Source organism: Streptococcus sp. 116-D4 (genome assembly GCF_009731465.1).
Classification (GTDB): Bacteria; Bacillota; Bacilli; order Lactobacillales; family Streptococcaceae; genus Streptococcus; species Streptococcus pseudopneumoniae_E.
This window is the reverse complement of the sequence record NZ_AP021887.1, coordinates 966,794-992,228: the sequence shown is the minus strand read 5'-3', so window position 1 is coordinate 992,228 and position 25,435 is coordinate 966,794. Positions and strand designations below refer to the sequence as shown.

Here is a 25,435-nt window from a genome sequence, read left to right as displayed (position 1 = left end):
TTCTTCAGAAGTTCTAAGAACTCTCTATTTATAGGATTAGCAGTCAAAAAATGGTATAATAAAAGATAATGAAAAATTCCAACGAGGCAGAGATGAAATTACTTTATACTGATATCCGGACTTCTTTGACTGAAATTCTAACCAGAGAGGCGGAAGAGCTAGTTGCTTCGGGCAAGCGGGTCTTCTACATCGCCCCCAACTCTCTTTCTTTTGAAAAGGAACGCGCCGTGCTGGAATGCTTGTCCCAGCAGGCTTCTTTTGCGATTACTGTTACTCGCTTTGCTCAAATGGCGCGTTACCTGGTCTTGAATGACTTACCTGCCAAGACCAGTCTAGATGACATCGGTCTTGGGATGGCCTTTTATAAGTGTCTTGCGGCACTCGATCCCAAAGACTTACGAGTATACGGTGCCATCAAGCAGGACCCTCAATTTATCCAGCAGTTGATTGATCTTTATCACGAGATGATGACTGCTCAGATGAGTTTTTTGGACTTGGAGAGTTTGACGGATGAGGACAAGCGAGCAGACTTACTCTTGATTTTTGAGAAGGTAACGGCTTATCTCAATCAAGGACCGTTAGCTCAGGGAAGTCAGTTGTCCCATTTGATTGAAGCTATTGAGAATGACAAGGTAAGTAGTGATTTTACTCAAATCGCCTTGGTTATTGATGGCTTTACTCGTTTTTCTGCTGAGGAAGGGCGGATTGTGGACCTACTTCATGGCAAGGGTGTTGAGATTGTTATCGGGGCTTATGCGAGTAAGAAAGCCTATACCAGCCCTTTCGCTGAAGGCAATCTCTACCAAGCCAGTGTGGAGTTTCTCCATCATTTAGCTGCTAAATACCAAACGCCTGCTCAAGACCGTTCTCAAACTCATGAGCAGATAGATAGTTTTGACAAGGCATCTCGTTTGTTGGAGTCTTCTTATGACTTTTCAGAACTTTCCTTGGAAATTGATGAGAAGGACCGTGAAAATCTGCAAATCTGGTCTTGTTTGACGCAAAAAGAAGAGTTGGAGTTGGTAGCGCGTAGCATTCGTCAGAAATTACATGAAAATGTAGACCTGAGTTACAAGCATTTCCGTATTCTCTTGGGGGATGTAGCTTCTTATCAGTTATCGCTGAAAACCATTTTTGACCAGTATCAGATTCCTTTCTATCTTGGTAGAAGCGAATCCATGGCTCATCATCCCTTGACACAGTTTGTCGAGTCTATTTTAGCTTTAAAACGCTATCGTTTCCGTCAGGAAGATTTGATAAACCTTCTTAGAACAGGTCTCTATACCGACCTCAGTCAGGCTGATATTGATGCTTTTGAACAATATATCCGCTATCTTGGTATCAATGGCTTGCCAGCCTTTCAACAAGACTTCACAAAATCCCACCATGGAAAATTTGATTTAGAGCATTTGAATGCCCTTCGTCTGCGTATTTTAACACCTCTTGAGAACCTATTTGCCAGTCGAAAACAAAAGGCTGAAAATCTCTTGAAAAAGTGGAACTCTTTTCTAAAAGAAGGAGCAGTAACTAAGCAGTTACAAGATTTGACAGCCAGTATGGAAACTCTTGAACAGGAAAGACAAGCTGAAGTTTGGAAGACTTTCTGTCACGTTTTAGAACAATTTGCGACTGTTTTTGCTGGTTCACAGGTTAGTCTAGAGGACTTCCTAGCCTTGCTCCATTCTGGAATGAGACTATCTCAGTATCGCACCATTCCAGCAACAGTGGACACCGTTCTGGTGCAGAGTTATGATTTGATTGCACCGTTGACAGCTGACTTTGTCTATGCCATTGGGCTAACTCAGGACAATTTACCAAAAATCGCGCAAAATACCAGTCTTTTAACTGATGAAGAAAGACAAAGCTTAAACCAAGCAACCGAAGATGGGGCGCAATTACTAATTGCTAGCAGTGAAAATCTCAAGAAAAATCGCTATACTATGCTTTCCTTGGTTAATTCTGCTCGTAAAGAGTTAATCTTGTCGTCTCCAAGCCTTTTTAATGAAAGTGAAAGCAAGGAGTCAGCCTATCTTCAAGAGCTAGTCCATTTTGGATTTAGGCGGAAAGAGAAAAGGATGAATCACAAAGGTCTGTCTAAGGAAGATATGGGGTCCTATCACAGTCTTTTGTCTAGTCTGGTTGCCTATCACCAGCAGGACGAGATGAGTGAGACTGAGCAAGATTTGACCTTTGTTAAGGTTCTGGCGCGTGTCATGGGTAAAAAACTAGACCAGCAAGGTCTGAAAAATCCGGCTCTCCCAACCAGTCCAAGCAGTAAGCCCTTGGCTAAGGACACCTTGCAGGCTCTCTATCCAGCTGACAAGGAATTTTACCTGTCTACCTCTGGTTTGACGGAGTTTTATCGCAATGAATACAGTTATTTCCTACGTTATGTTTTAGGCTTGCAAGAAGAATTACGCCTGCGTCCTGATGCCCGCAGTCACGGGAATTTCTTGCACCGTATCTTTGAACGCGCCTTGCAGTTGCCTGATGAAGATTCCTTTGACCACCGTCTAGAACAAGCTATCCAAGAAACCAGTCAAGAACGTGAATTTGAAGCCATTTATCAGGAAAGTTTGGAAGCCCAGTTTACCAAGGAAGTTCTACTTGATGTAGCTCGCACGACTGGACATATTCTCCGACACAATCCAGCCATCGAAACCATCAAAGAGGAAGCGAATTTTGGTGGAAAAGAGCAGGCCTTTATTCAATTGGACAATGGACGGAGTGTCTTTGTACGAGGTAAGGTTGACCGCATTGACCGATTGAAAGCTGATGGGGCGATAGGAGTGGTAGACTACAAATCTAGTCTGACCCAGTTCCAGTTTCCTCACTTCTTTAATGGACTCAATTCCCAGTTGCCAACTTATCTAGCTGCTTTAAAAAGAGAAGGGGAGCAGAACTTTTTCGGAGCCATGTACTTGGAAATGGCTGAGCCTGTCCAATCTCTGATGGCCGTTAAAAGTCTGGCAGGTGCAGTAGTAGAAGCTAGCAAGTCAATGAAATACCAAGGCCTCTTTTTAGAAAAAGAAAGCAGTCATTTGGGCGAATTTTATAACAAAAACAAGGCCAATCAGCTGACGGATGAGGAATTCCAGCTCCTACTGGACTACAATGTCCATCTGTACAAGAAAGCAGCTGAGAAAATTTTAGCAGGCCAGTTTGCCATTAACCCTTATACTGAAAATGGCAGAAGTATTGCTCCATATGTTCAGCAACACCAAGCCATCACAGGCTTTGAAGCCAATTACCATTTGGGGCAAGCCCGTTTCCTAGAAAAGTTAGACTTACCTGATGGCAAGCGTCTGGTCGGAGAAAAGCTAAAACAAGCTTGGTTTGAAAAAATAAGAGAGGAGTTGAATCGATGAAGCCCATTCCCTTTTTAACTGAGGAGGAAATTCAAAAACTGCAAGAAGCAGAAGCAAATTCGAGCAAGGAACAAAAGAAAACTGCCGAACAAATCGAAGCCATCTACACTTCTGGTCAAAATATCCTCGTCTCAGCGTCGGCTGGTTCTGGTAAGACCTTTGTCATGGCCGAGCGTATTCTGGACCAATTGACGCGTGGTGTGGAAATTTCTCAACTCTTTATCTCAACCTTTACCGTTAAGGCTGCCACTGAACTTAAAGAACGTTTGGAGAAAAAAATCAGCCAACAAATCCAAGAAAGCAGCGATGTCGACCTCAAACAACACTTGGGTCGCCAGTTGGCAGACCTACCCAACGCAGCCATCGGAACCATGGACTCCTTCACACAAAAATTCCTTGGTAAACATGGTTATCTGCTTGATATTGCGCCTAATTTCCGTATTTTACAAAACCAAAGCGAGCAACTCCTTCTAAAAAATGAAGTCTTTCATAAGGTCTTTGAATCCAATTACCAAGGTAAACAGAAAAAGACCTTTAGTCATTTGCTGAAAAACTTTGCTGGACGTGGAAAAGATGAACGGGGGCTGCGCCAGCAAGTCTATAAAATCTATGACTTCCTTCAATCCACTAGCAATCCTCAGAAATGGTTAAGTGAATCTTTCCTCAAAGGCTTTGAAAAAGCTGATTTTACGAGTGAAAAAGAAAAACTGACTGAGCAAATCAAACAAGCCCTTTGGGATTTGGAAAGCTTTTTCCGTTACCATCTGGATAACGATGCCAAGGAGTTTCCAAAGGCTGCCTATTTAGAAAATGTCCAGCTGATTCTGGATGAAATTGGCTCCTTAAATCAGGAGTCCGATAGTCAGGTTTACCAAGCAGTGCTTGCGCGTGTTATCGCCATTTCGAAAGAGAAAAACGGTCGAGCTCTGACCAATGCCAGCCGTAAGGCTGATTTGAAGCCACTGGCGGATGCCTACAACAAAGAAAGAAAGACCCAGTTTGCTAAACTAGGGCAACTGTCAGACCAGATAGTGATTCTCGACTATCAAGAACGTTATCATGGAGACACTTGGAAACTAGCTAAAACCTTCCAATCTTTCATGAGCGATTTTGTGGAGGCTTATCGTCAGCGTAAGCGCCAGGAAAATGCCTTTGAATTCGCTGATATTAGCCATTACACCATTGAGATTTTAGAGAAATTCCCGCAAGTTCGTCAGGCTTATCAGGATCGCTTCCATGAAGTCATGGTCGACGAGTATCAAGATACCAACCACATTCAAGAACGGATGTTGGACTTGTTGTCTAATGGCCACAATCGCTTTATGGTGGGAGATATCAAGCAGTCTATCTATCGTTTCCGTCAGGCAGACCCGCAGATTTTCAATGAGAAATTCCAACGCTATGCGCAAAATCCAAAAGAGGGCAAGCTGATTCTCCTCAAGGAAAATTTCCGTAGTAATTCAGAAGTGCTGTCAGCAACCAACGATGTATTTGAGCGTCTCATGAACCAAGAGGTCGGCGAAATCAACTATGATAACATGCACCAGCTGGTTTTTGCCAATACCAAACTGACTCCCAATCCAGACAACAAGGCAGAATTGCTCCTCTACGATAAGGACGACACAAATGAGGAAGAAGAGGGTCAGGCAGAAACGAAACTAACAGGCGAAATGCGCTTAGTTATCAAGGAAATCCTTAAACTTCATCAGGAAGAAGGTGTTGCCTTTAAAGAAATCGCCCTTCTGACCTCCAGTCGCAGTCGTAATGACCAGATTCTTCTCGCTTTGTCAGATTACGGAATTCCTGTCAAAACTGACGGAGAGCAAAACAATTATCTCCAATCCCTAGAAGTGCAAGTCATGCTAGACACCCTTCGTGTCATTCACAATCCTCTTCAAGATTATGCCTTGGTTGCCCTTATGAAGTCTCCTATGTTTGGCTTTGACGAGGACGAGTTAGCACGTTTGTCCCTTCAGAAAGCAGAGGATAAAGTACACGAAAATCTCTATGAGAAACTAGTAAATGCTCAAAAACTGGCAAGCAGCCAAAAAGGATTGATTCACTCAGCTTTAGCTGAGAAACTGAACCAATTCATGGATATCCTAGCTTCTTGGCGTCTGTATGCCAAAACCCACTCCCTCTATGACTTGATTTGGAAGATTTACAACGACCGTTTTTATTATGATTATGTGGGGGCTTTGCCAAATGGGCCTGCTAGACAAGCTAATCTCTATGCCCTAGCACTGCGAGCTGATCAATTTGAAAAGAGCAATTTCAAGGGCTTGTCGCGTTTTATACGTATGATTGACCAAGTTTTAGAAGCCCAGCACGATTTGGCAAGCGTTGTAGTTGCACCACCTAAGGACGCAGTAGAGCTCATGACTATCCACAAGAGTAAAGGGTTGGAGTTTCCATATGTCTTTATCCTCAATATGGATCAAGACTTTAATAAGCAAGACTCTATGTCAGAAGTCATTCTCAGCCGCAAAAATGGACTAGGACTTAAGTATATTGCCAAAATAGAGACAGGAGCAGTGGAAGCCCACTATCCTAAAATCATCAAGCTCTCTATTCCTAGCCTGACCTATAGGCAGAACGAAGAGGAATTACAGCTGGCAAGCTATTCAGAGCAAATGCGTCTGCTGTATGTTGCCATGACGAGGGCTGAGAAAAAGCTCTATCTTGTCGGTAAGGGTTCTCGTGAAAAGCTAGAAGCCAAGGAATACCCAGCAGCTAAAAATGGAAAACTAAATAGCAACACTAGACTTCAAGCCAAGAATTTCCAAGATTGGATTTGGGCTATCAGTAAAGTATTTGCCAAGGATCATCTCAACTTTAGCTATCGTTTTGTTGGTGAAGATCAGCTGACTAGAGCAGCTATCGGAGAATTGGAAACCAAGAGTCCTCTACAAGATAGCTCTCAAGTAGACAATCGCCAGTCAGAAACCATTAAAGAAGCTCTTGAAATGCTGAAAGAAGTGGAAGTTTATAATACTCTTCACCGTGCAGCCATTGAACTGCCTAGTGTTCAAACCCCAAGCCAAATCAAGAAATTCTACGAACCTGTTATGGATATGGAAGGTGTCGAGATTGCAGGTCAAGGCCAGTCAGTAGACAAGAAAATTAGTTTTGATTTACCAGATTTTTCAAGCAAAGAAAAGGTAACAGGAGCTGAGATTGGTAGTGCTACCCACGAACTCATGCAGAGAATTGCCCTCAGCCAGCGACCAACGCTTGCTAGCCTGACAAAAACTCTCAAACAAGTTCAAACCAGCCCAGGTGTCAGAGATAAGATCAATCTTGCTAAAATCCTTGCATTCTTTGACACAGCACTCGGTCAGGAAATTCTTGCCAATACCGACCACCTTTATCGTGAGCAACCTTTCTCCATGCTCAAACGAGACCAAAAGAGTCAGGAAGATTTTGTTGTCCGTGGTATCCTTGACGGCTATTTACTTTATGAGGATAAAATCGTTCTGTTCGACTATAAGACAGACCGCTATGATGAACCAAGTCAACTCATTGATCGCTACCGTGGTCAATTATCCCTATACGGAGAGGCTTTATCTCGAGCCTATTCGATTGAAAATATTGAAAAATACTTGATTTTACTCGGTAAAGACGAGGTTCAAGTTGTAAAAGTATAATTTATACTCGTCGAAAATCTCTCAAACTACGTCAGCTTCACCTTGCCGTTGATATATGGTTACCAGTCTTATCTACAACCTCAAAACAGTGTTTTGAGCAGCCTGCGGTTAGCTTCCTAGTTTGATCTTTGATTTTCATTGAGTATTAGAAAGGAGATCCCATGACACTTCCAGTTAGAAAATCCCTGCATGATGCCGTGCTACAGGCTTCAAAAGCTGATACTTGGGAACAAGCTACCAAGGAATGGAATGAAGTTTCCTTGATTTTTAATGGTATCGGTCGTAGTAATTGTGTCTGTGGGAATGCTATCAAATACGCTTACGAACTTTTTAACGGCGTCACAGGCCAACGTCTCTTTCCGATTGGTAGCGATTGTGTTCGTCATTTTCATCGATTAAGCCTTGACCAGCAACTGGAAGAGGAAGAAAAACTGCTCAGAAAGGTTGAAAATCTAACCAGAAAAGCCCAGAAAAAGGAAAAAATCAAGGTCAATAAAAGTGATTTTGACGAGCGTCTTCTAAAGTGGCTCTGGGAAAAAGGTGTTTTTAAACCCAATCGTGGAAATCAGTTCTCACCTGAGAAAGACTACCAGCTTTTCCTAGAAGTCTTTCAAGGAGGAAGTTGGACCAAGGCAGAGCCCAAGAAGAAGGCTCGTATGGAAGAAGTTCTTGAAAAGTGTATCAAACCCTTTTTACTTGGGAAACCAGATGACCAACTCTACCTTGTCAAACTAGGTAAGGAGAAAATTGACTACGAGCAAGAACTCCGTATCAAGGCAGAGAAAGAGCGTAAAAAGAGAGATAAAATCGCCAAGCAATATGCAGATAATCTAGTCCTAGCCATGGGACCGGCAGAGCGTGCTTATCAAGACTACTTTGGCTTTACAGAAACCCTGACTCAAGAAGAACGCAAGTGGGAGAAAATCCTTTTTGGTAAAAATAGAGCAGAAAGGGCTAACAAGGCCAAACAATACCAAAAAGAGTTGGAAAAAGACCAACGAATAGCTAGTCAGGATCCAATTGAAAAAAGGCAGAAGCAGATTTGGCTACTCAATTCCTATTTCAGTGAGCTTCCTGAAGAAAAATCCAGATTTTCTCGACTCTTATTGGAATATCGAAAGAGTGGAGAAGTGCCCTTTTCAACTGAATACCTGTCAGATCATCTGCTCGACTTTTTCTATAAGATGAAAGCCTTTGAGTTTGAAATTGCACCAGAACAAGTCCGTGATTTTCTAAAAGATAGTCTCCAGGCAGATCATCTCTCCTCAGCACAAGAAAGCTGGATAGAAGGAATCCTAACAAATTGCATAATCCCATTTTTATCTCGAATACTCATCTAAAACTTTGTATATAAGTCTTCAAATTTTATAGAAAGTTAATATACAAATCAAGTGGATTTAAAATCAGCCTTCCTTTATAAAGTAGCTATTACAAATAAAAGCTTGTGCAAAAAAGGCAAATTTATGATAAAATAGAAGGTAAGATAGAAAACGTTTTTACAATTTTTTCAATCCGAAGGAGATATATTATGGCTACTATTCAATGGTTTCCTGGTCACATGTCTAAAGCGCGTCGACAGGTGCAGGAAAATTTAAAATTTGTTGATTTTGTGACGATTTTGGTGGATGCACGCTTACCTCTATCTAGTCAAAATCCTATGTTGACCAAGATTGTTGGTGATAAACCAAAACTCTTGATTTTAAACAAGGCAGACTTGGCTGATCCAGCAATGACCAAGGAATGGCGACAGTATTTTGAATCACAGGGAATCCAGACATTGGCTATCAACTCCAAAGAGCAAGTGACTGTAAAAGTTGTAACAGATGCTGCCAAGAAGCTCATGGCTGATAAGCTTGCTCGCCAGAAAGAACGTGGGATTCAGATTGAAACCTTGCGTACCATGATTATCGGGATTCCAAATGCTGGTAAATCAACTCTGATGAACCGTTTAGCTGGTAAAAAAATTGCCGTTGTCGGTAACAAACCAGGGGTGACCAAGGGTCAACAATGGCTCAAAACCAATAAAGACCTTGAAATCCTAGACACACCCGGTATTCTCTGGCCTAAGTTTGAGGATGAAACTGTTGCGCTTAAGTTGGCCTTGACTGGAGCTATTAAGGACCAGTTGCTTCCTATGGATGAGGTAACTATTTTTGGCCTCAATTATTTCAAAGAACGTTATCCAGAAAAGTTGGCTGAACGCTTCAAACAAATGAAAATTGAAGAAGATGCGCCTGTTATTATTATGGACATGACCCGTGCCCTTGGTTTCAGAGACGACTATGACCGATTCTACAGTCTCTTCGTGAAGGAAGTCCGCGACGGCAAACTCGGTAACTATACCTTAGATACACTGGAAGACCTCGATGGCGACGATTAAAGAAATCAAAGAACTCCTTGAAACGGTCAAAGACATAGATAGCCCCATCTTTTTAGAACTCGAAAAAGATAATCGCTCAGGAGTGCAAAAAGAAATCAGCAAGCGTAAAAAAGCCATTCAGGCTGAATTGGATGAAGACATTCGTTTGAAATCCATGCTCTCCTACGAAAAAGAACTTTATAAGCAAGGTTTGACCTTAATTGCTGGTGTTGATGAGGTTGGTCGTGGCCCTTTAGCTGGCCCTGTAGTCGCCGCAGCCGTCATCTTGCCTAAAAATTGTAAGATTAAAGGCCTCAACGACAGCAAGAAAATTCCTAAAAAGAAACATATGGAGATTTTTCAAGCAGTTCAAGACCAAGCTTTATCAATCGGCATTGGTATCATGGATAATCAGGTCATCGACCAAGTCAATATCTATGAAGCAACCAAACTAGCCATGCAGGAAGCAATCTCTCAGCTCAGTCCTCAACCAGATCATCTCTTGATAGATGCCATGAAACTGGATTTGCCCATTTCACAAACATCTATCATCAAAGGTGATGCGAATTCCCTCTCCATTGCAGCAGCTTCTATAGTAGCCAAGGTGACACGTGATGAATTGATGAAGGAATACGATCAGCAGTTCCCTGGCTATGATTTTGCTGCTAATGCTGGTTATGGAACAGCTAAACACTTGGAAGGACTGAAAAAACTAGGAGTTACACTAATTCACCGAACCAGTTTTGAACCCATTAAATCGCTGGTTTCAGGAGAAAAAGAAAGTTAAGTTAGAAGGAATGTTTATGGAAGAACAATCAGAAACACCCAGTTCCAAGAAAGAATTTGCCTTTGCCTCAAGCACTATATTATCCCAAGTTGGACGAGGAATCATTGTTGGTCTCGTTGTTGGAATTATCGTTGGATCCTTTCGTTTCTTAATTGAAAAAGGCTTCCATCTGATACAAGGACTTTATCAAGATCAAGCGCACCTAGTGCGCAATCTTTTTGTACTGGTTTTGTTTTATCTATTCATCTGCTGGATCAGTGCGAAATTAACTCGGTCAGAAAAAGATATTAAAGGCTCAGGGATTCCTCAAGTCGAAGCCGAATTAAAAGGTCTCATGACCCTCAACTGGTGGAGAATTCTTTGGAAAAAATATATTCTAGGAATTCTTGCTATTGCTAGCGGTCTTATGCTGGGGCGTGAAGGGCCAAGTATTCAACTTGGAGCAGTCGGTGGTAAGGGAATTGCCAAGTGGCTTAAATCCAGTCCAGTAGAGGAACGCTCCTTGATTGCTAGTGGTGCAGCTGCAGGATTAGCCGCAGCCTTTAATGCACCAATTGCAGGTCTTCTCTTTGTGGTAGAAGAAGTTTATCACCATTTTTCACGCTTTTTCTGGGTATCTACTCTCGCAGCTAGTCTCGTAGCAAACTTTGTTTCTCTACTCATATTTGGCTTAACACCCGTACTGGACATGCCAGACAACATCCCACTCATGACCCTGGATCAGTATTGGATTTACTTGCTTATGGGAATTTTTCTTGGACTTTCCGGTTTTCTCTATGAGAAAGCCGTTCTAAACGTTGAAAAAGTATATGATTGGATTGGACAAAAGATTCATCTGGATAAGGCCTATTATCCTATTCTAGCCTTTCTTCTTATCATTCCAGTCGGAATTTTCTTACCCCAAATTCTTGGTGGTGGAAATCAGCTGGTCCTTTCCCTAACTGAGCAAGATTATAGTTTCCAAGTTCTATTAGCTTACTTTTTGATTCGCTTTGTTTGGAGCATGATTAGCTATGGAAGTGGCCTTCCAGGAGGAATTTTCCTACCAATTTTAGCTCTCGGCTCTTTACTTGGTGCTCTAGTTGGTGTTATTTGCGTCAATATCGGACTTGTAAGTCAAGAGCAGTTTCCTATATTTGTCATTCTGGGAATGAGTGGCTATTTTGGAGCAATATCTAAAGCTCCCTTAACTGCTATGATACTCGTAACTGAGATGGTAGGAGATATTCGCAACCTCATGCCACTGGGATTAGTGACCTTGGTTGCCTACATCATCATGGACCTACTCAAAGGTGCTCCAGTCTATGAAGCAATGTTGGAAAAAATGTTGCCAGAAGTAGCGTCAGATGAAGGAGAAGTCACACTTATTGAAATCCCTGTTTCAGATAAAATAGCAGGAAAACAAGTACACGAACTCAATTTGCCACACAACATCCTCATCACAACTCAAGTCCATAATGGCAAGAGCCGAACAGTTAACGGTTCAACCAGAATGTACCTCGGTGATATGATCCACCTGGTTATTCCAAAAAGTGAAATTGGAAAAGTGAAAGATTTGTTGTTGTAGAATTGTTTTTTTACATAACTTATGTTATGTTTTGTATATAGTTGGTCTAAAATTAGTAATTAAAATGAGAGACCTCGTCATATGAATCAAAACTCGATTCCTAAATAATGGTATCGAGTTTTTATATTGTATTCTAATAAACTTGCTTTCAAATTTATCTGAGGTAGTAAAAAATGCTCTTACTCCATATACAGAAGCAGAGAGAAATATGAAAATTATTATAGGATAGAAGTGGAGAGATAAAAAGCTATAAGCGTTGCTTACATTTATTAAAAATACTTGACATAATTCGTTTACAATGGTAAACTTATTTCGAACATATTTGTTCACATCTGTAGACAACTAGGGGGAAAGGAAAATGAGCACAATAAAATTTAATACTTATATCACATATGCAGAATGGGAAGTCATGCGTGTAGTTTGGGCAAATGATCGAGTAACTAGTAAAAAAGTCATTTCCGTATTGCAAGAAAAAATGGACTGGACACAATCCACTATCAAAACGATCTTAGGTCGATTAGTTGAAAAAGGCGTACTAAATACAGAGCATGAAGGTAGAAAGTTTATTTACACTGCCAATATTGAAGAGACAGAAGCCGTAAGGGATTATACAGAAGATATTTTTAACCGTATTTGCAATAAGAAAGTCGGAAATGTAATAGGAAGCATCATTAAAGATCATGTTTTGAGCTTCGATGATATAGATCGACTAGAAAAAATATTAGAGATGAAAAAATCTTTCGCAGTAGAAGAAGTGGATTGCAATTGTCCAGAAGGACAATGCGATTGTCATTTACATCATCATTAAGCATAAGGAGGAATTTAAAATGAATAAGGACAACAAATATTCGTCCCATAATCACCATGATTATGACGACATGGATAAGTTAAAACACGAGCATGGAATCACAGATGAACATGGAGACCATAAGGATCAACATCAAGTACATCATGCTGGGCATGATCACTGCGGGCACTGTGGACATGATCACAGCGGACACAGTGGGCATAATCACAGCGGACACAGTGGGCATGATCATAGCGGGCACAGTGGACATGATCATAGCGGGCAGAGTGGGCATGCCCACCATCATCACGGAAGCTTTAAGGAACTTTTCTTAAAGTCATTGCCACTAGGAATCATTATTATGTTCTTTTCCCCTTTGCATGGATTTAAACTACCATTCCAGTTTACTTTTCCATATTCTGATATTGTAGTAGCTATTTTATCTACTATATTAATTATTTATGGTGGACGTCCATTCTATCAAGGTGCAGTTGACGAATTTAAACAAAAAAAACCTGGAATGATGGCACTCGTTTCTTTAGGTATAAGTGTTTCATATTTATATAGTATTTATGCTGTGATCATTACCTACGTAACGGGTGAACACGTGATGGACTTTTTCTTTGAATTTGCTTCATTACTATTAATCATGCTATTAGGTCACTGGATTGAGATGAAAGCTATTGGAGAAGCAGGAGACGCACAAGCAGAATTGGCTAAATTAGTGCCGAAAGATGCTCACGTTGTATTAGAAGACGATTCAATTGAAACACGACCAGTTGCTGACTTAAAGGTAGGTGATTTAATTCGTGTTCAAGCCGGAGAAAATGTGCCAGCAGACGGGATTATCGAGCGTGGCGAATCACGTTTAAATGAAGCTCTTCTAACTGGGGAGTCAAAAGCAGTAAAAAAAGGCCCTGGCGATGAAGTAATCGGAGGCTCAACAAATGGAGAAGGGGTTCTTTATATTAAAGTGAATGAGACAGGTGATCAATCATTCATCTCTCAAGTTCAGAATCTAATCAGCCAAGCTCAGAGTCAGCCTTCCAGAGCAGAAAATATTGCGCAAAAGGTTGCAGGGTGGCTCTTCTATATTGCTGTTATTGTCGCGCTAATTGCTTTTGTAGTGTGGATGGCTATAGAAGATGTACCAACGGCAGTTATATTTACTATTACTACATTAGTTATTGCTTGTCCGCACGCATTGGGTCTGGCTATTCCATTGGTAACCGCCCGTAGCACAAGCTTAGGAGCTAGCCGTGGCTTACTAGTAAAAGACCGCCAAGCCTTAGAAATAGCTCAAGATGCAGATGTGATGATTTTAGATAAAACGGGTACTTTAACAACTGGTGAATTTAAAGTATTAGATGTAAAACTTCTTAATGACAAATATACAAAAGAGGAAATCATTGCCTTATTGGCAGGTATTGAAGGAGGATCTAGCCACCCAATTGCTCAATCAATTATAAGTTTCGCCGAGCAGCAAAATATACGCCCAGCATCTTTTGATTCGATTGATGTGATTTCCGGTGCTGGAGTAGAGGGTAAAGCAGGTGGGCACCGTTACCAATTAATCAGTCAAAAAGCCTATGGACGTAATCTTGATATGGATATTCCAAAAGGAGCAACTCTTAGTGTCTTAGTAGAAAACGATGATGCCATTGGTGCTGTAGCTTTAGGTGACGAATTAAAACCAACGAGTAAAGAGTTAATTAAAGCTCTTAAAAAGAACAATATTCAACCAATTATGGCAACAGGTGATAATGAAAAAGCGGCTCAAGGCGCGGCAGTAGATTTAGGGATTGAATATAGATCAAATCAATCTCCACAAGACAAATATGAGTTAGTTAAAACACTTAAAGATGAAGGAAAGAAAGTTATCATGGTAGGTGATGGTGTAAATGATGCTCCTTCTCTTGCCTTAGCAGATGTTGGTATAGCTATAGGTGCTGGAACTCAAGTTGCATTGGATTCAGCTGATGTCATATTGACTCAATCCAATCCAGGAGATATTGGATCATTCATTGAATTAGCACACAAAACAACTCGTAAAATGAAACAAAACCTATTTTGGGGAGCTGGTTATAACTTTATAGCTATCCCTCTAGCTGCAGGAATTTTGGCACCTATTGGTATCACATTAAGCCCTGCGTTAGGAGCAATCCTAATGTCTGTGTCAACAGTCATCGTCGCCATTAATGCTATGTTATTACGTTTAGATCCAAAAAAATAACGGTTAACAGATTGAATGATGAAAACTCCTTAAAGTATCAATATACAATAGTTTTACAGAAGAAAAAGAGATGTAAGTACTGGCTCTTTGTAAAATCGTGTTGGTAGAAGTAGACGATTTTTCTACCAACACGATTTTTAATTTATTATAGAACTGATTTCTTTTAAAATCCTAAAAGCCACCTATTTCGACAGTTTTGTAGCTGGTTATTCTATTTTCTTGACAATAATACCATCGTCTCCACATGTGTCGTATCCTGAAATAGCTTTAAAATATTTTTCTGTATCACTAAAGCAAGAATAAATTAAATGTACCGCATATTTATCTTTCAATTCTTCCACTAACTTTACAACTACTTGATGCGACACTTCCTTTCCAATTCCTTGTATTTTTTTAATATTTCTAATTCAACTTCTTTTCTTTTTAGTTCTAATTTTAATTGATCGATTTCTGAAAGTTCAGCCATTCCTTTTTCGTAAGAATATTGTTTTCCTTTCTGTTGGTGGAAACGATGCGTTTCTCCATTTTTATACCATCTAAACCATGTTTCTACTTGAGTTTCATTTTTTATGTTTAACTCCTGCATTATTTTTTTGTACTATATCCCTGTAATTTCATTTCTACGACTTTATTCTTTGTATCGACAGAATAGGCCACACGTTTTTAACCATAAAAAGACACCTCCATGAGCATTTGATTATATTGTACCAAATCCAACTTGGAGGTGTTTTTATTTAATTCTAATTTACGGGGGCAGTGTCTGAGTGACTCTGAAACTTTTTTTAGACTTGAAATAAAAGATGTTTACACTTATTCTATATTTTTGAAACTCTCTAATAATTTAAACAGTATATGTAAATTTATGTAGCTACATTTCATCTTAACTTCTAGTTTTTGTATTTTATTCCAAGAATCTGTCTAAGAAGTTCCTAATACTTTACTTTCGAAAATTGCAATCATTTTATTTGGATCATCATCAATCTCATCTTCATGCGATAAATTATTTAATATCTAAAAATTATCCTAAAGAACATATTTTTATTGAACCAATTATTAAGAAGTTTGGCAAATCTGGAAGAAACAGTATAAACTTAAAATTAATGAAAAAATTAAGTATGAAAAGCGCTCATTAATAAGCTGCCCAATTTGCAAAGGTTTAAGAAGAAAACAGGAGCATTTTGTTAGATTAAAGATGTAATAAAATATTAAAATCAAACAAGCTAAAAACAACTCTAAAAATCATTAAATTGATATTGGAGTGTTTTTTTTGCCAAAATGTACATTTGAAAAATTTTTAGTTTTCACTTAAATAAAGTACAAAATCGACCATAATTAGTTCAAAAAAATTTTTTGTTTATTTTTAGAATTGTATAGCTTATTTGAACATTCCTAAATTTCCCCTATAACATCTTTCCGAAAAACTATAATTTTCTTGAAAAATGTATCTAGCTATGCTATACTACTAGTATAGAAAGATTTGGAGAAAAGCATGAAACGCGAGACCTTATTAGAACGGATTGATAAACTTAAACAAGTTATGCCCTGGTATGTTCTTGAATATTATCAATCGAAACTGGCTGTACCATACAGTTTTACGACCTTGTACGAATACTTAAAGGAATACGATCGATTTTTTACTTGGATCTTAGAATCTGGTATATCGAATGCTGATACCATGGCAAATATTCCTTTAGACGTTCTGGAGCACATGACAAAGAAAGACATGGAATCTTTTATTCTTTACTTACGTGAACGTCCTTTACTTAATGCTAATACAACTAAAAATGGTGTCTCTCAAACAACCATTAACCGTACTTTATCAGCGCTTTCTAGTCTTTATAAGTATTTGACTGAGGAAGTTGAAAACGAACAAGGAGAACCTTATTTCTATCGCAATGTTATGAAGAAGGTCGCTACCAAGAAAAAGAAAGAAACTTTAGCTGCACGGGCTGAGAATATCAAGCAAAAGCTCTTTTTAGGCGATGAAACAGAAGGTTTCCTTAACTATATCGACCAGGAATACCCCAAAACTCTCTCAAATCGCGCTCTATCTTCTTTTAATAAGAATAAAGAGCGAGATTTAGCCATTATTGCACTCCTTCTTGCCTCTGGTGTCCGTCTCTCTGAAGCAGTTAACCTTGACCTTCGAGATCTCAACCTCAAAATGATGGTGATTGATATTACTCGTAAGGGTGGAAAGCGTGACTCAGTCAATGTTGCTGCCTTTGCTAAGCCTTATTTAGAGCAATATCTTGCCATTCGCGACAAACGTTATAAGACAGAAAAAACAGATACAGCTCTCTTTCTAACATTATATCGAGGGGTTCCGAACCGTATCGATGCTTCTAGTGTTGAAAAGATGGTAGCTAAGTATTCGGAAGACTTCAAAGTTCGGGTAACTCCCCACAAACTACGCCATACGCTAGCAACCAGGCTCTATGATGCTACTAAATCGCAGGTTTTAGTAAGCCATCAACTGGGACATGCCAGCACACAAGTTACTGACCTCTATACCCATATTGTCAATGATGAACAAAAAAATGCTTTGGATAGCTTATAGTTTCTAACATAATATAAATTATGTAAACAATATTACAAAAATAAAGAAGTTGGGAATTCCCAACTTCTTTTTGATTTATCCCACTACTGCTTCAGCAATTTCTTCAGCAGTAATTCCTGCGAAATAACGACCTAAGTTAATGGTTTGAAGGGCTTTAAGAACATCTTCGCGTTCGTATTTAACACCACGAAGGACATCTTCTACAGCTGCAACATCTTCGATACCAAAGAAGTCACCGTAAATCTTGATATCTTGAATTTTTGACTCAATAACATTAGCAAAGATTTCAACCTTACCGCTTGGGAATTTAGTTCCACGACGGATGTTATACTCTGGTGATTTACCATAGTTCCAATCCCAAGTTCCAAACTTAGTATCTTTAATACGATTGATTTCAGCCAATTCTTCATCTGAAAATACATATTCTGTCATTTCAGGATATTCTTTTTTCATGTATTCCAAGAGTAGATCACGGAATTCTTCAACAGTGATTTTTTCTGGCAATTCATCGATAATATTCGTTACACGAGCACGAACTGATTTAACACCTTTAGACTCAAATTTGTCCTTAGATACTTTAAGCGCGTTAGCAAGGACTGACAAATCAACATCAAAGAGAAGACAACCATGGTGCATGATACGTCCGTTGATATAGGCCTGGGCATTTCCACAGAATTTCTTACCGTCTATTTCTAAGTCGTTACGACCTGTAAATACAGCTTTAACACCAAGTTCAGCCAAAGTATTGATAACAGGAGTAGAGAAACTCTTGAAGTCAAAGGCCTTGTTTTCATCTTCTTTTGAAATGATGGTATAGTTAAGATTGTTCAAATCATGGTAAACAGCTCCACCACCACTGATACGACGCACTACCTCAATGCCGTTTTCACGAACATAATCACGGTTAATTTCTTCGATAGTGTTTTGGTGACGTCCCACAATGATTGATGGTTTGTTGATCCAAAGAATAAAAATTTGATCCTCATCAAGGAGATGTTTAAAAGCATATTCCTCTAAAGCAATATTAAAGGCAGTTTCGTTTGAATGATTGATAATGTATTTCATAGTATTTCCAAAAATCTAGTTTTTAAATTTTGTTCATAGCAATCTAATTTTCTAAAGTAGTAAAAAGAAATGTAACGTGTTATCGTTACATTTCTCGGAAAAATTGAGACAAAAGGCTCAATTTTTAGGCATGAAACTCTAATAGAGGTCGCTGCCGTCCGTACTACTTTAGGTAAATTTTATAGAGAGACTTATTTATTTTTTCTTAGGTGAATGAATAGCCATTCCAAGAACATCTGCGAATGCTTCGTACATCACTTCAGAGTAGGTTGGGTGTCCGTGGATTGTCTTAAGCATTTCTTCTACAGTGATTTCCATTTCGATGATGCTTGACGCTTCATTGATCAATTCTGCTGCTGCAGGACCAATGATGTGAACACCAAGGATTTCACCATATTTCTTGTCTGCAATGACTTTAACAAATCCTTGAGCAGCATCTGATGCAATGGCACGTCCGTTTGCAGCAAAGTTGAATTTACCGATTTGGACATCGTATTTCTCACGAGCTTGCTCTTCAGTCAACCCAACTGCTGCTACTTCTGGAAGTGTGTAAATAGCTGCAGGAGTCAAGTTCAATTTAGCAACATGGTGATTTCCTTTAAGGGCATTTTCAGCTGCTACTTCACCCATACGGAAGGCAGCGTGAGCCAACATCTTCGTACCGTTGATATCACCTGGTGCATAGATACCTGGAACAGAAGTTTCCATGTACTCGTTAACCTTGATACGACCACGGTCTAACTCAAATTCAACTTCTCCGATACCTTCAAGGTCTGGAACACGACCGATTGAAAGAAGGGCTTTATTCGCGATGATATCATCTTTTCCTTCAACTTTGATACGAAGTTTGCCATCTTCTTCAAGAATTTCTTGAAGTTTAGTACCTGTCAAGATAGTCATACCTTTACGCTCAAGAATCAAACGGAGGTTCTTAGATACTTCTGCGTCCATTGCTGGGACAATGCGATCCATCATTTCGATAACAGTAACTTTTGAACCAAATGTCATGAAGGCTTGACCAAGCTCGATACCGACAACTCCACCACCAATGATAACGAGGCTTTCTGGTACTTCATTCATTTCAAGAATGTCATCACTAGTCATAACAAGAGATGATTCCATACCAGGAACATTGATTTTGCTTACTTTTGAACCACCAGCAAGGATAATCTTCTTAGTTTCAAGCAATTCAGAACCATTTACCAAGACATTCTTATCTTTAGTAATAGTACCAATACCCTTATGAACATCAACTCCATAACTACGAAGGAGTCCTGCAACACCTCCAACAAGAGTATTAACAACTTTAGATTTAGTTTCTAAAAGTTTCTCCATATCAACTGTGAAATTAGGATTTTCAATCACGATTCCACGATTTGCTGCATGACCGATATTTTCAATAATTTCAGCGTTGTGAAGGTAAGTCTTAGTTGGGATACATCCACGGTTCAAACAAGTTCCACCAAGTTCAGATTTCTCAACAAGAGCAACCTTACCACCCAATTGAGCCGCTTTAATGGCAGATACATAACCAGCAGGTCCACCACCAATAACAACGATATCATAAGCATCATCGCTCTTACCTTCATCGTTTGAAGCACTTGCTGCAGGTGCTGGGCTAGCTTCTGGTGCAGCTGCTCCAGAAGATGGGATGTTTTCCCCTTCCTCACCAAGATATCCGATAACTTCAGTAACAGGAACAGTCTCCCCGTCCCCTTTGAGAATGGCAATCAAATAACCATCTTCTTCAGCTTCTAATTCCATGCTGACTTTGTCAGTCATGATTTCCAAAAGGATTTCTCCTTCTTTTACAAATTCTCCGACTTTTTTATTCCATTGGACGATTTGTCCTTCTGTCATATCCACGCCGGCTTTTGGCATAATTACTTCTAAGGCCATATCTTACTTCCTTTATCTATATTTCTAAAAATAAATAGTTTAAATCAACATTGAGATTGGGTTCTCAATCAAAGCTTTCAAGTCTTTCATAAACTTAGCACCAGCCATTCCATCAACGACTCGGTGGTCAATTGTCAAACCAAGACTCATAATTGGACGAATCACGATTTCACCATTGACTACAACAGGTTTTTCAACTGTTGAGCTAACACCAAGAATTGCTGAGTTCGGTTGGTTAATGATTGGACCGAATGATTGAACACCAAACATTCCCAAGTTACTGATGGTGAAAGTTGAGTTTTGCAATTCGCTAGGAGCTAATTTACCGTCCAAGGTACGTCCAATAACGTCTTTAAAGGCAACTACCAACTCAGACAAGCTCATTTTTTCTGCATTATAGACAACTGGTGTCATCAATCCATTATCCATTCCAACAGCCATGGCAAGGTTGACATAGTTGTGAGTGATAATAGTCTTGCCATCTTCTGTCAATGAAGCGTTGATATACGGGTGTTTCATAAGAGTCTTAACAACGGCAAGTGAAAGCAAGTCTGTAACAGTGATTTTCTTACCAGTTGCTTCCATGATTGGGTCTAGAACTTTTTTACGAAGGGCAAGCAATTCAGACATATCAACATCGTAGTTAAGCGTAAAGGTTGGGGCAGTCAAGTATGACTCAACCATACGTTGAGCAATAACCTTACGCATCGGTGTCATTGGAATACGCTCGATTTCACCATAAGGAGTTACATTTTCTAGAACTTCTTCCACTTTCTCGATTTGAGCAGGTGACTTGATTGTTTCGTTCTCGATATTTTCCGGAAGGAAAGCTAAAACATCCTTCTTCATAATCTTGCCACGATGACCAGTTCCTTGGATTTCCTGCCATGCAATGTTATGTTCAAGGGCAATTCGTTTTGCAAGTGGCGAAATGCGAACCACATTAGTGTCTTTAAATGTTTCCACGTCTTCTTTGTGGACACGACCGTTTGCGCCTGAGCCAGAAATATCGTAGAGATTTATCCCTAAATCATCTGCTAATTTTCTAGCTGCAGGAGTCGCTCTTAGCTTATCATCAGCCATGACCTCTCCTATTCTATACTAAGATATTAAGGACGAAGAGGGCAATGAAAAAATAGGAGATTGACGATGTGTTCCATGAACACAAGGAAATCTATCTTTTTTTCACAGACCTCCGTCCGAATTCAATTACATGATGCAAAGGGCGTTTAAAAGCGACCGAAAAATAGGAAATCGACGATGGCTTCGATGAAGCCAAGGAGATTTATCTTTTTTCCAAGCTTTTAGCCCGTGCTCTAATCTAAGATATTAAGGACGAAGAGGGCAATGAAAAAATAGGAGATTGACGATGTGTTCCATGAACACAAGGAAATCTATCTTTTTTTCGCAGACCTCCGTCCGAATTCAATTATAAGATACTAAGGGCGTAAAAAGTCACAGTGAAAATAGGAAACTCGAAGAAGAAACCTTAGTTTCTAGGAAAGTTTATCTTTTTCACACAGACTTTAGCCCGTGCTCTAATCTAAGATATTAGGGACGAAGAACTCTGCACCTAAAAGATACAAAGTTTCTCGTCAGCTTTATTTATTTTACATAAATTATCTTATGTAAACTTATTCTTTGTTATATGTTTTACGGATTGCATCTTTGATGCTTTCAACTGTTGGAATCATTGCATTTTCTAGGTTTTGTGCATAAGGCATTGGCACATCTTCCCCTGCACAACGGCGGATTGGTGCATCTAGATAGTCAAATGCTTCTGATTCTGAAATAATAGCTGAAATTTCACCGATATAGCCGCTTGTTTTGTGGGCATCGTTTACCAGAACAACCTTACCAGTCTTCTTAACTGAGTTAATAATGATATCCTTATCAAGCGGAACAAGGGTACGTGGGTCAACAATTTCAACTGAAATACCTTCTTCGGCCAATTCTTCAGCAGCTTGCATGACACGACGAAGCATTTTACCATATGTTACTACAGTTACATCCGTTCCTTCGCGTTTGATTTCGCCGACTCCAAGTGGAATTGTATAGTCTGGATCAACAGGCACTTCCCCTTTTTGGTTAAATTCTGATTTGTATTCAAGAATGATAACAGGGTTGTTGTCTCGGATAGAAGACTTAAGAAGTCCCTTCATATCAGCCGGAGTACCTGGAGCAACAACTTTCAATCCAGGGATATGAGTGAACCAAGATTCCAATGATTGTGAATGTTGTGCGGCAGACCCTACTCCGTTACCAGCGGCACAGCGGATTGTAATCGGCACTTGACCTTTACCACCAAACATATAACGAGTTTTAGCTGCTTGGTTGACGATATTATCCATGGCAATAACAGAAAAGTCCATGAAGGTCATATCAACGATTGGGCGAAGTCCAGTCATAGCAGCACCAGCAGCTGCACCAGAAATCGCTGCTTCGGAAATCGGACAGTCCCGAACACGTTCTGGTCCAAATTCTTCAAGCATACCTACAGATGTACCAAAGTCTCCACCAAAGACACCTACATCTTCACCCATCAAGAGTACATTTTCATCGCGACGCATTTCCTCAGACATAGCAAGGATAATGGTGTCACGGAAGGACATTGTTTTTGTTTCCATTTTATCTCTTTCTCCTTAGTCTGCGTAAATATCTTCAAATGCTGATTCAAGCGGTGGGAATGGACTTTCTTCCGCAAATTTAACAGAAGCTTCCACTGCTTCCTTAACTTGCGCTTGAATTTCTTCAAGTTCTTCTGCACTAGCAATCTTGTTTTCAACAAGGTACTTTCGGAGGTTTTCGATTGGATCTTTTTGTTTCCACAATTCCACTTCTTCACGCGTACGATATTTACCTGGGTCTGATGATGAGTGACCAAGCCAACGATAGGTTACACTTTCAATCAATACAGGACCTTTACCAGAACGAACATGGTCAACTGCTTTCTTAAATCCTTCGTAGACATCAATAACATTGTTACCATCTTCGATAAACATTCCAGGAATACCATATGCTGCGCTACGCTCATGGATATGCTTGACATTGGTCATTTTCTTAATATCCGCAGAGATTCCATAACCGTTGTTAATGCAATAGAAAATAACTGGCAGATTCCAGATAGAAGCCATATTTACTGCTTCGTGGAAAACACCTTCGTTAGTCGCTCCATCACCAAAGAAGCAGACAACGATTTTACCGGTATGTTGCATTTGCTGACTGAGGGCTGCCCCAACAGCGATTCCCATACCACCACCTACGATACCATTGGCACCAAGGTTACCAGCATCAAGGTCAGCAATATGCATAGAACCACCTTTACCTTTACAGGTTCCAGTGTATTTGCCAAGGATTTCAGCCATCATTCCGTTGAGGTCAATTCCTTTGGCAATAGCTTGTCCGTGACCACGGTGGTTTGAGGTAATTAGATCATCTGGATTGAGAGCCAACATAGCACCCACGTTAGCCGCCTCTTCTCCAACAGAAAAGTGCGTCATTCCTGGCACTTTACCTTTTTTTACTAATTGAGCAATTTTTAAATCCATACGACGAATTTCTTCCATCTTACGGAACATCTCAAGTAAAAGATTTTTATCTAAAGTTGACATAATCTTGCCTTTCTAAGTTTCTTCTTCCCTTACTATTTTACCGCTTTTGACAAATACTGTCAAAGTTTTTCTAAATAAAATTTCACAAAATAAAAAAGAAAACCCAATGAAAATAAGGGTTTTTCTTATTAAGAATATTTTTTCACAAACTTTTTAGGGTTTAGTTCTTTCTAAAGATTCAAATCTCTTTATAATCACAGTTAAACGCCAACGATAAAGCGATCCACTCACAATTAGGCTAATAATCAAACCGATCCAGTAAGAATAAGCTCCAAAATCTGTTAGAGAATCAAATAGCATAGCCACTGGGATTGCTACGCCCCAATAACCAAGCAAACCAAGGTAAAAAGGAATAACGGTATCCTTATAACCCCGCAAAATTCCCTGAAGCGGTGCCGCAAAGGTATCTGCTAACTGGAAGAAAAGGCTGTAAGTCAAAAAACGCGCTGTCAAATCGATAAATTCTGGGTCGTTACCATAAAGACTGGCCACATTTCCTCTAAAAATGTAAAGGAAAGATAGGGTGAAGGCTGCAAAAAGGAGGGCCGTACATCTTCCTAAACCAATATAAGTTTTCGCATCATTAAATCGCTTAGCTCCCACTTCATAGGAAACGACAATAGCCATAGCCGATGAGATACTCATAGGAAAGGCGTACATGAGACTTGAAAAGTTCATAGCTGACTGGTGACTAGCGATAATCAAGGAAGAAAACTTAGCCATAATCAAGCCAACCACGGAAAAGATAGCCACTTCCGCAAAGACAGTTCCCCCAATAGGAAGACCTAAGCGAACACCTTCCTTGATTTTATCCATATTAAGTGGAATGCGTTTCTCAAGATGTAAAGCCTTGAGCTTCTCCTGTTTAAATAGAACCAAAACAGAAATCCCCAGCAAGACCCAGTAGGCCAAGGATGTTCCTAAACCAGCACCAGCACCTCCTAATTCTGGAACACCAAAGGCCCCGTAAATCAAGAGGTAGTTAAATCCACTATTCAAGGGAAGTAACAAAAGCATGAGATACATAGACAGTTTGGTCAAGCCCAGCGAATCCAGTAAAGAACGAATGACACTAAAGAGCAATAAGGGGATAATTCCGATAGATAAAAACCAAAGATAGCGAACCGCTACTGCTGCCACTGGTGCTTCTAACCCAATATGATTCAAGATTGGTGGTGCCAAGAAAAGTACTATCCCCAGCAAGACCACGGATAGGCCCAAGGCCAGATAGATGAACTGGTAAAAATCAGACGCCACTTCTTCCTTTTTGCCTCGACCAAGATGGTGACCAATGATGGGCACCAGAGCTGACACAATCCCTGTTAGAAAGGTAAAGAAAGGATTCCAGATACTGGTTGCCATAGATACACCAGCCAAGTCCATAGTATTGTATTGGCCAGTCATAGTCGTATCAACAAAGGAAGCAGAATAATTGGCAAATTGATAAATCAGGATAGGGAAAAATATCTTTAAAAATAAGATAAACTTGTCTTTAAAATGATGGGTCTGGTACATATAGGCTCTCTATTCTTTTTGTTTACAGAGCAGACTC

15 protein-coding genes and 1 pseudogene are annotated in these 25,435 nt (G+C 39.8%); 9 read left to right on the top strand and 7 right to left on the bottom strand.

The annotated features are described in order from the left end of the window. Positions 1-92 precede the first annotated feature (92 nt). The 8 genes from rexB (at position 93) to UKS_RS04950 (ending at position 14,748) form a co-directional block, all read left to right on the top strand. Positions 93-3,368 (top strand): ATP-dependent nuclease subunit B, encoded by a 3,276-nt coding sequence (gene rexB, locus UKS_RS04985; protein WP_156013055.1) that lies wholly within the window; start codon positions 93-95, stop codon positions 3,366-3,368. Further along, the gene (addA, locus tag UKS_RS04980; protein WP_156012032.1) at positions 3,365-7,015 is read left to right on the top strand and encodes a helicase-exonuclease AddAB subunit AddA; all 3,651 of its coding nucleotides are present in this window, start codon (positions 3,365-3,367) and stop codon (positions 7,013-7,015) included. The genes rexB and addA overlap by 4 nt, the downstream gene beginning before the upstream one ends. A gap of 161 nt (positions 7,016-7,176) precedes the next feature. Beyond that, positions 7,177-8,355: a hypothetical protein gene (locus tag UKS_RS04975; RefSeq protein ID WP_156012031.1), complete on the top strand. Its 1,179-nt coding sequence runs from the start codon at positions 7,177-7,179 to the stop codon at positions 8,353-8,355. A 188-nt stretch (positions 8,356-8,543) separates the two neighbouring features. Then, entirely contained in the window at positions 8,544-9,395 is an 852-nt protein-coding gene (gene ylqF / locus UKS_RS04970) for a ribosome biogenesis GTPase YlqF (RefSeq protein ID WP_049495872.1), read from the top strand. Continuing rightward, on the top strand, positions 9,382-10,161 hold the full coding sequence (locus UKS_RS04965; protein ID WP_049495874.1) for a ribonuclease HII: 780 nt from the start codon (positions 9,382-9,384) through the stop codon (positions 10,159-10,161). Before ylqF ends, UKS_RS04965 begins: the two co-directional genes overlap by 14 nt. Before the next feature lie 16 nt (positions 10,162-10,177). After that, on the top strand, positions 10,178-11,728 hold the full coding sequence (locus UKS_RS04960) for a ClC family H(+)/Cl(-) exchange transporter (protein WP_049495877.1): 1,551 nt from the start codon (positions 10,178-10,180) through the stop codon (positions 11,726-11,728). A 358-nt stretch (positions 11,729-12,086) separates the two neighbouring features. Beyond that, positions 12,087-12,536, top strand: a complete 450-nt coding sequence (locus UKS_RS04955) for a CopY/TcrY family copper transport repressor (protein WP_156012030.1) — start codon at positions 12,087-12,089, stop codon at positions 12,534-12,536. Positions 12,537-12,555: 19 nt separating this feature from the next. Further along, a complete protein-coding gene (locus tag UKS_RS04950; protein WP_156012029.1) occupies positions 12,556-14,748 on the top strand; it encodes a copper-translocating P-type ATPase in 2,193 nt (730 codons plus the stop codon). A 311-nt stretch (positions 14,749-15,059) separates the two neighbouring features. On the opposite strand, the pseudogene UKS_RS04945 reads toward UKS_RS04950, so the two are convergent. Beyond that, positions 15,060-15,366, bottom strand: a pseudogene (locus UKS_RS04945) (IS3 family transposase); the annotation flags it as partial. 871 nt (positions 15,367-16,237) lie between these two features. Here UKS_RS04945 and xerS point away from each other — a divergent pair. Beyond that, positions 16,238-17,308 carry a tyrosine recombinase XerS gene (gene xerS, locus UKS_RS04940; protein ID WP_156012027.1) on the top strand — a complete coding sequence of 357 codons (1,071 nt, stop codon included), beginning with the start codon at positions 16,238-16,240 and terminating at the stop codon, positions 17,306-17,308. 75 nt (positions 17,309-17,383) lie between these two features. Here the strand turns inward: xerS and UKS_RS04935 are convergent, their stop codons facing one another. The 6 genes from UKS_RS04935 to pdrM form a co-directional block, all read right to left on the bottom strand. After that, the gene (locus UKS_RS04935) at positions 17,384-18,373 is read right to left on the bottom strand and encodes a lipoate--protein ligase (RefSeq protein ID WP_156012026.1); all 990 of its coding nucleotides are present in this window, start codon (positions 18,371-18,373) and stop codon (positions 17,384-17,386) included. A gap of 195 nt (positions 18,374-18,568) precedes the next feature. Beyond that, positions 18,569-20,272 carry a dihydrolipoyl dehydrogenase gene (lpdA, locus tag UKS_RS04930; RefSeq protein WP_156012025.1) on the bottom strand — a complete coding sequence of 568 codons (1,704 nt, stop codon included), beginning with the start codon at positions 20,270-20,272 and terminating at the stop codon, positions 18,569-18,571. Between the two features lie 39 nt (positions 20,273-20,311). Next, on the bottom strand, positions 20,312-21,355 hold the full coding sequence (locus UKS_RS04925; protein WP_156012024.1) for a dihydrolipoamide acetyltransferase: 1,044 nt from the start codon (positions 21,353-21,355) through the stop codon (positions 20,312-20,314). Positions 21,356-21,906: 551 nt separating this feature from the next. Continuing rightward, the gene (locus UKS_RS04920) at positions 21,907-22,899 is read right to left on the bottom strand and encodes an alpha-ketoacid dehydrogenase subunit beta (protein WP_156012023.1); all 993 of its coding nucleotides are present in this window, start codon (positions 22,897-22,899) and stop codon (positions 21,907-21,909) included. Positions 22,900-22,914: 15 nt separating this feature from the next. Beyond that, a complete protein-coding gene (locus tag UKS_RS04915) occupies positions 22,915-23,883 on the bottom strand; it encodes a thiamine pyrophosphate-dependent dehydrogenase E1 component subunit alpha (protein ID WP_156012022.1) in 969 nt (322 codons plus the stop codon). Between the two features lie 153 nt (positions 23,884-24,036). Next, a complete protein-coding gene (gene pdrM, locus UKS_RS04910) occupies positions 24,037-25,398 on the bottom strand; it encodes a sodium-coupled multidrug efflux MATE transporter PdrM (protein ID WP_156012021.1) in 1,362 nt (453 codons plus the stop codon). Positions 25,399-25,435: the final 37 nt, after the last annotated feature.